Origin of the sequence: Moorena sp. SIO3E8, from assembly GCF_010692445.1 — a bacterium.
GTDB lineage: Bacteria > Cyanobacteriota > Cyanobacteriia > Cyanobacteriales > Coleofasciculaceae > Moorena > Moorena bouillonii.
The window spans coordinates 1-6,457 of record NZ_JAAHHM010000234.1 but is presented as its reverse complement, the minus strand read 5'-3'; the positions used below and the strand labels follow the sequence as shown (position 1 = coordinate 6,457).

Annotated in this window: 6 protein-coding genes and 1 pseudogene; 4 read left to right on the top strand and 3 right to left on the bottom strand. The window is 54.8% G+C overall.

The window, feature by feature from the left end; translation table 11 throughout:
* The 4 genes and pseudogenes from F6K46_RS37525 to F6K46_RS37510 form a co-directional block, all read left to right on the top strand.
* Window positions 1-873 (top strand): annotated as a pseudogene (locus F6K46_RS37525) (hypothetical protein); the annotation flags it as partial.
* Between the two features lie 705 nt (window positions 874-1,578).
* A complete protein-coding gene (locus F6K46_RS37520) occupies window positions 1,579-2,088 on the top strand; it encodes a hypothetical protein (protein WP_293117987.1) in 510 nt (169 codons plus the stop codon).
* A 6-nt stretch (window positions 2,089-2,094) separates the two neighbouring features.
* The gene (locus F6K46_RS37515) at window positions 2,095-2,958 is read left to right on the top strand and encodes a hypothetical protein (protein ID WP_293117984.1); all 864 of its coding nucleotides are present in this window, start codon (window positions 2,095-2,097) and stop codon (window positions 2,956-2,958) included.
* Window positions 2,958-3,347 carry a DCC1-like thiol-disulfide oxidoreductase family protein gene (locus F6K46_RS37510; RefSeq protein WP_293068791.1) on the top strand — a complete coding sequence of 130 codons (390 nt, stop codon included), beginning with the start codon at window positions 2,958-2,960 and terminating at the stop codon, window positions 3,345-3,347. Before F6K46_RS37515 ends, F6K46_RS37510 begins: the two co-directional genes overlap by 1 nt.
* Window position 3,348: 1 nt before the next feature.
* Here the strand turns inward: F6K46_RS37510 and F6K46_RS37505 are convergent, their stop codons facing one another.
* From F6K46_RS37505 to F6K46_RS37495, 3 genes are all read right to left on the bottom strand, one after another.
* Window positions 3,349-4,377 (bottom strand): glycosyltransferase, encoded by a 1,029-nt coding sequence (locus tag F6K46_RS37505; RefSeq protein ID WP_293068794.1) that lies wholly within the window; start codon window positions 4,375-4,377, stop codon window positions 3,349-3,351.
* 383 nt (window positions 4,378-4,760) lie between these two features.
* The gene (trxA, locus tag F6K46_RS37500) at window positions 4,761-5,081 is read right to left on the bottom strand and encodes a thioredoxin TrxA (protein ID WP_293068788.1); all 321 of its coding nucleotides are present in this window, start codon (window positions 5,079-5,081) and stop codon (window positions 4,761-4,763) included.
* Window positions 5,082-5,171: 90 nt separating this feature from the next.
* Window positions 5,172-6,457: 3'-5' exonuclease (locus F6K46_RS37495; protein WP_293117982.1), on the bottom strand; the 1,286-nt coding region annotated here is incomplete at its 5' end.

The window sequence follows — 6,457 nt, the reverse complement described above, 5'->3', positions numbered from 1 at the left end:
TGGCTGGACGCCACCAATGTGCTGGAGCGGCCGCTGCTCACGGCCATCACGCCGATTTCCATCGACCACGTGCAGTTCCTCGGTGACAAAAAGGAAGGCATTGCGGCGGAGAAGGCCGGTATTCTCAAGGCCGGCGTGCCTTGCGTGATCGCGCCGCAGGAGCCGTCGGTCATGGCCGTCTTCGAGGCGCGGGCCGCGGAAGTGAAGGCTCCCCTCTATCGCGGCGGCATCGACTGGGACTTCGAAGCCCTGGACGAAGGCTTCGTCTTCAAGGGCGCGAAGGGAGAGATACACTACCCCAAGCCCGCCCTGCGTGGCGCCCATCAGATCGTCAATGCCGCGCTGGCGGTGGCCTGCGCCGAGCAGTTGGAGGTTTTCCGGCCAAAGATCGCCGAAGGCATCGCCTCCGCGAAGTGGCCGGCCCGCCTGCAGCGCCTGACGCGCGGCCCCCTTCTGGACCTGCTGGGTGTCAAGAGCGGCTCGGGCTCTGCGGAAGACAGCAGCTGGGAACTCTGGATCGACGGTGGCCACAATGCCGCCGCCGGCGAAGCCCTGGCCGAGGTGCTCGCCGACTGGGACGACCGGCCGGTGCATCTTATTTACGGGATGCTCAACACCAAGGTGGCGGAAGACTTCGTGCGGCCCATCGCTGAAAAGGCTTCCAGCCTGCACGCGGTGGCTATCCCCGAAGCCGCCGCTTCCCTGACAGCCGGCGAGGCGAAGGCGCATGCGGTCGCGCAGGGCTTCAAGGCCACGGCGAGCGACTCCGTCGAATCCGCCATCGCCGATATCGCCGCGCGTTTTCCGGGCGGGCGTATCCTGGTCTGCGGATCCCTCTACCTCGCAGGGCACATCCTGGCGGACAACGCGTAGGGGGTGTCGCACTCTGCTTCTGAGGCAAGCTAAAGCGTTTTGCGTTTAACCCGGCTCAAAAAACACTGCCTCTCAATCACTATATTGCTGATTTCGAACGCACATTTTGAGAACTATACCAAGGGTCGTTATCAACGCTCCTTGGTATAGGGAGGTTGCGCCACTTCCAGACTTTGCTTGGGCTGGGAAGCAAGAGGCCAGCGATCGGCTCAAGCGGGGCAGGTTGGTCAACGAGTAGCGCTTGGTACTCGGAATTCGGCTTGGGGGTAGACTCTAGCCTCTTTGTGGTAGTATAAGTCAATTCGCGTTCGCTTTTTCCGCGTTCGCAAGGCTTGGTCTTTAGAGTTGCTTAAGTGGCATGTATAGCAACTTACACCAAGGGTCATCATTAACGTCCCTTGGTATTATGTTGAAGTGATCTGCTGGAGGACGTCGGATGCGTGGAAAGCTCATTCAAGTAGCAATCGCTGCGGCAAACGAGATGGATACCTCATGGACCGGTTTTTCATCAAAAGTTCACAAGTCCGAAATGGCGATGACAAGTTGTTTCTCGAATTGTCTTAGCTGCCGTTCGAACTGTCTATCCGTGAGCATTGTTCCAGATCGTCGAATTGTAGATGGCGTGCCACTGGCGCCGATTTCATAAAATAGCCGGTCCGAAGTCCACGCATTACGTGCAGTCGTCGACGTTAGGAGCAATAGAGGGTGATCGCAACCCTAGTCGGATGGCTACTATTACTGTGGCTTACAGCTAGTGTGATAGGGCAGGTGTTTGTGTCGGCGTTGACGAAAATGCGCCGCTATGACCCGTTCGGGTTTCTTCCAAGCTGGCACTTCTTTGCACCAAACCCGGCGCGGTTCGATACAGTAATTTTGTATCGCGATGTGTCTGTCGCGAGTCCACCTGGCCAGTGGTTGCCCGTGACTGCCATTTATGATGAAGAGTGGTGGTTCTCTATTGTCAATCCATCACGACGATACCACAAGTCTTGCCACGACCTGCAGAACTCGATCGGCAACATGATCACTGGAAATGAGAAGTCCAAGATCGCTCAATCTTCCCCCGTTAAAGCCCTTCAGAGTGTCGTCATGTCCAATGTAAAAATCGCGCCAGGTGCTATGGTGCAATTTTGTATCGTTAGAATTCTTGACGGCCGGCGGGACAACCCCAAAGCAGAGCCAGTCTTCATTTCTGAACCATTTGCAATGCATTAACACGAAATGTACACGCACACAGTTCAGTTTCTTTCTGATGGAGCCAATCTTATTTTATTGACTTCATGTCTTGCGGCGATCTCCGTTCTTGTTACCGCCATTGAAGACTTGACCATATCGCGCGGTCTATTTTCTCGCGGCATATACGATTGGAGATACACGTTGGCCTTTCAGCCAATCATCAGACCATCAAAATCTACGCCCAGTGTTGACACGCTTTTGGGTCACACGGCATTCAAGGTGTCTGTGTTACTTCGCTTGATATTTGTTTCTCTTCTACTAGCCGCCTTGGTATTTGCGCCGCAGATTGCTTGGATATTCGCGCTATCTGCTCTCTCTTCTTATATGTATCTCTTTTACCGTCTGCCATACTCTCTTGATGGCTCCGATCAAATGACACTCTTCGTACTCTTCGCGATCTTCATTATGTCTTTTGGATACTATGATGAAGATTTCTTCGTACTAGGCGTGTTTGCCATTTGGTCACAGACTGTGCTCAGCTATGTGACAAGTGGTGTAGCGAAAATTCTCGGCCCCCTTTGGCGTAACGGCACGGGTCTCAGAGAGGTAATGAGCTCTGCGGAATTTGGGAACTCGGCCTTGAGCAAACTCTTCGCGATGAATTCGCGACTTTCCCTGATTGCTTCGTGGGCTGTGATTACAGGCCATCTCACGGTAGCCGGTCTCTATTTATATGGTGGGCCATTTGTATTTGTGGCGATCTCGATTAGTTTTGCTTTCCACGTTAGTGTTGCGGTGTTTATGCGGTTGAACGTCTTTGTATATGCATTTCTTGCTACCTATCCCGCGATGATCACATTCTCTGATGCCGCGACGCGAGAGGCATTCATTCGTATTTTGTTTCCGTGATGGCTCAATATCCGGTCCAAATACAGATTGTTTATGATGGGGATTGTCCTTTCTGCACTGAGTTCGTGAAGCTTATCAAAATAAGGGAGAAAATTCGTTCGATTGATATAGTCAATGCAAGGGAATCACCGGTGCTGCGGGATCGGCTCGCCAGGAGTGGGTACGATTTGAATGAAGGGATGGCAGTGATTATTGATGACCACGATGTTTTATTTGGAGCTGACGCAGTGACAGCGTTGGCTGCGTGGTCGGAAGACATGAGCACGTTCAAAAGAATAGTTTTTTCCATCATGCGTAAGAAAAATATAATGCGCAGAATATACCCGGTGTTGCGGTTTGGCCGTAATATTACGCTCTTTGCGCTGGGCAGAAAACGTGAATTTGACTGAATCAGATATTCAAAAGCGAGGAATATAGCTCTTCATAGCGCTGGGCGCACTTTTTGATAGAAAAGGCAGTTTCAGCGTATCTCCGGATTTCCAGGTAATCGGTATATTGGTCCTTGACGATTTCGCGTGCCAGGTCCGCAGTGGAGTGTCCGACGTAACCAGTGTGTGTGTCTAGTATCAGCTCGCTGGCGGCATTTCCATTTAGCGCATAAACGGGTGTCCCACTTGCCAAACTTTCCATTATGGTCATACCCAGCGCATCGGAGCTTGAGCTTGTGAACAATGTTGCTCTGGATCTGCTCAATAAATTATTTCTTTGGCTATAATCAATTGTATTTATGTATTTGATTTTCTCATTAGCCAGATGCGGGCGGATACACCTGTCAAAGTATTCGCTGTCCGCCTGCTCCGTGGAGCTGTTCGGGCCAGCCAATATCAAAGGAACTTGAGCCTGAAGCGCCACTTCGATTGCCAAGTGAGGTTGTTTCTCTGGTGAAATTCGACCGAGCCAAAGAAGATGATTTTCTTTTTCCGCGGAGAAGCCAAAGCTCCCAACATCAATGCCGCTAGGGATGACATGCTGAGTCTTTAATGGAAGTGTTTTCTCGAATCGTGAAGCTTGATGACTTGAAATGCAGACAAATGTGACATTAGGAAAACCATTGTACGCTAGAAACAGCAATGGAAGCTTGGTAACTGCTTCGTCCGATAGTCCGAAATGCACAGTTGAAACGATTGGCTTTTGGGCGGTGAGAGAGAGATCCATTAAAGTAGAGTGATGACTGTGCAAGATGTCGACGCTTCCTTCGTTGAGCGCGCGAATTGCGAGAGCAGTTAAGGCTCTCTGAGATGCATACTTGATTGACGAATGGTCGAGAGTACGGTCGTGCTGTTCTAATTTACTCTCGTATGGGAGTGAGATGTGCCTATGGAAGCCCGAGTTTTTCCGTGAACCAAATGACGTGATGTGGTGACCCATCTTTACAAGTTGGGATGCGAGGGAATGAGCGAACTGTCCCTCCGGGTTCATTCGCGTGGGCGGCATTCGTTCCAGCGCTGGGAGGACGACGCCAATCTTCATTGCTGGGGTTTCCGGATTCGGGGTTCGCCTAGAACGGACTGCGGTTTTCGTGATTCACAGCGACTCAAAATTTCTGTTCGGGATCAGCAAGAGGCTGTGCATTTTGAGGCCAAGTAAACGCTTTTTGCTCTAGTCTTTTCGAAAATCTAACTGGTTGCATTGCCCAGGGATCCTTTTATTGGTTGTATCAAGAGTCATTGTTATACCAAGGGTCAATATTGTCGCCCCTTGGTATAACAACTCCAGGTCTATTTTGCCTGTGTTCAAGCAAAAACACCTCCGTCCAGCAGGGCGGAGGTGTTTTTGCTTTGGGGCGAATTTAGGCTGGAAGGTCAGATAACCTCTTCCACCCATTCGATCAGCTGGTTTTTGGCGACCATGCCGATCTTGGTGGCCGAAACCTGTCCGTCCTTGAAGAGCATCAGCGTCGGGATACCGCGCACGCCGTACTTCTGCGGCGTCATGGGATTGTCGTCGATGTTCATCTTCGCGACGGTCAGGCGTCCATCCATCTCCTGCGAGATCTCTTCCAGCGCCGGCGCGATCATTTTGCAGGGGCCGCACCATTCGGCCCAGAAATCGACCAGAACGGGTCCATCCGCCTTGATAACGTCGTTTTCGAAGGAAGAGTCACTGACGGAACTGGTACTCATTGTAACCTCTATGACCTGTTGTGGGGCTGCAAAGCAAAGGAGTCCGCAGCGCTTACATGTGAGGAATGTAGGGAGCGCGGGGGCGCGACGTCAAGGCGCGTGATCCGCAAGCAGAGCATCGCTGAGATGCATCAGACGCGGGCCGTCGGTCCAGAGCAGCAGCGTTTCGATCTGCCGGTCGGGATAGACCTGACGCAGGACAGTCCGGTAAGACGCCATCTGTTTCAAATAGATAGCAGGGACCGCGTCCGGTTCTCGCGGGGCCGGCCGGTTGGTTTTATAGTCCACGATCCAGACCCGCTCGTCGCTCACCAACAGGCGGTCGACCTGGCCCGAAATCACTTCCGCATCGCGGAAACGGCCGGAATCCTGGCTTTTCGGGATCACTCCCACGATCGGCACCTCGGCCTGGCTCCCGGGGCCAAAGAGCGCGCCGAAGCGGGAATCTTCAATGACAGCAAGGGTTTCGCTGAGGATTTTCGCTTGCTGTTCCTCGGAAAGACCGTGCAGAGGACGGGCGAGATAGCGCTGTCCCGCCGCTTCGCGCTGCGAATCCGCCAGGTCCGGCAGGGTCTGAAGCAGGCGGTGAATCAGGCGGCCGCTGCGGAATCGCTTGCCCTGGTCGCCACCCAGCGGTGAGCGGATTGCCGGTTCGGCTTCCGAGGGGCGCGAGGGCGCCAGGGGCCGTGGCTGCGAGGGCTCGCTCGGCGGCTTGGCGCGGGCCCAGGCCGGCAGGCGCAGGAAATCCCGCTGCAGTTCCGGCTCTTCCCGCCCGGCTTCCGGCGCCGCCCTTTGCGGGCTGGTCATGCGCCAGCCGGTGCCGCTCCAGCCCTCGGCGATGATGCCGGAGAAGTCGAACTCGATCTCCTCCGCCAGGGGCGCGATGCCCGCCTGGACCAGGTTGTACCAGCAGTCGTCCGGCGGCGTGCGGCGCCGCTCGTTCCAGCCGCAGAGCAGCAGGCGGTCTTCGGCACGGGTCATGGCCACGTAAAGCAGCCGTTTGTATTCGCGGATATTGGCCTGGGCGATGCTACGTCGTGCCGAGGCTTCGGCCTGGCCCGCGAAGTCCTGGCCCAGCGACCAGATCGGCAGGTCGCCGGCGGCCTTCAGCCAGATCAGGCCGCGATGTGGCAGCGGTCCCTGGAGAGTGTCCGGCAGGAACACCACCGGCGCCTGCAGGCCCTTGGAGCCATGCACGGTCATCACGCGCACGGCGCCGCCGCCATGCTCCATATCGCGCTTGATCTCCTGTTCGCCCCGCTCCAGCCAGTGCAGGAAGCCTTCCAGGGTCGGGGTCTGCTCCCGCTCGTAGCTCAGCGCGAGATTGAGGAACTCGTCTATGGGATCGTTGGCGTCCGGCCCCAGCCGCGCGACCA